Here is a 1,194-nt window from a genome sequence, read left to right on the forward strand (position 1 = left end):
TGTAATCCCCCCATTTTTAACCACACTTTTGAGTAGAGGTTAAGCTACCTCCAGCAGCCTGGATGGGGGTACTCCTCCAATGGCCGTGTTCGGTCGTTCATTGTTGTACTGCCACAGCCACTGAGTTGCCAGGAGCTGGGCATGGGCGATACCTTCGAACTGATGCAAATCCAGCCACTCATGCCGTGCGGTTCGATTGAAGCGCTCGATGTACGCATTCTGGGTGGGCTTACCGGGCTGAATGTAGATCAGCGTAATCTGGTTTCTATTGGCCCAGTCTATCAGTGACTGTGAGATATATTCGGGCCCATTGTCACAGCGAATGGCGGCGGGCTTGCCGCGCCATTCAATGATCTGCTCCAGCGCACGCATCACCCGTTGTGCGGGTAATGACAAGTCGACTTCAATGCCCAGGCCTTCCCGGTTGTAATCATCGATCACATTGAAGGTCCGGAACGCCTTGCCGCTGACTAGTTGGTCACTCATAAAGTCCATTGACCAGACCTGGTTGGGCGCAGTCGGAACATCCAGCTCACCCGGATAATCCCGATGGATTCGTCTTCGGGGCTTGATGCGTAAGTTCAGCTCTAGCTCCCGATATATGCGATACACGCGCTTGTGATTCCAGGTGTAGCCTTTCACATTGCGCAGATACAGGAAGCACAGGCCAAAGCCCCAGCGTTTATGGACCTGGGTGAGTCGTAACAGCCAATCAGCCACCAACGCGTTCTCTGCATCGAGCTTTGCCTGGTAGCGATAGCAGGTCTCGCTGATACCGTATACCACGCAAGCCTTTCGGATACTGAGGCCGTGTTTGGCCACGCTCTTCCTGGCCATCTCCCGGCGCTGAGATGGCCTTACAACTTTCCCTCCAGAGCTTCCTGACGAAGTTCGGCCTTGAGCCTCTCTTCAGCGTACATCTTTTTCAGGCGGGCATTCTCAGCTTCCAGCTCCTTCAGACGCTTCATCATTGATGCGTCCATGCCACCAAATTTCGAGCGCCACTGATAGATCAGCGCCGTGCTGACATTGTGTTCCCTGGCCAGCTCAGCCACCGGAACGCCGGCTTCGTGCTGCTTCAAAATCGCCATGATCTGGCTGTCGGTGAATCGAGACTTCTTCATCTGTCGCTCCTTTTGCGATCATTGTAAAAGTCTCTACTCAAAACCTCGATTATTTTCTGGGGGGGTTACA

1 protein-coding gene is annotated in these 1,194 nt (G+C 53.7%); it reads right to left on the bottom strand.

The window, feature by feature from the left end; all coding sequences use genetic code 11:
- Positions 1-39: 39 nt before the first annotated feature.
- A protein-coding gene (locus ACP2AU_RS16730) for an IS3 family transposase (protein WP_426377347.1) occupies positions 40-1,124 on the bottom strand; the annotation gives its coding sequence in 2 pieces (ribosomal slippage) (positions 40-863 and positions 863-1,124; 1,086 coding nt in all).
- Between the last annotated feature and the right edge of the window lie 70 nt (positions 1,125-1,194).

The organism is Marinobacter sp. VGCF2001 (assembly GCF_049943275.1).
In the GTDB taxonomy this organism is placed as follows: Bacteria; Pseudomonadota; Gammaproteobacteria; order Pseudomonadales; family Oleiphilaceae; genus Marinobacter.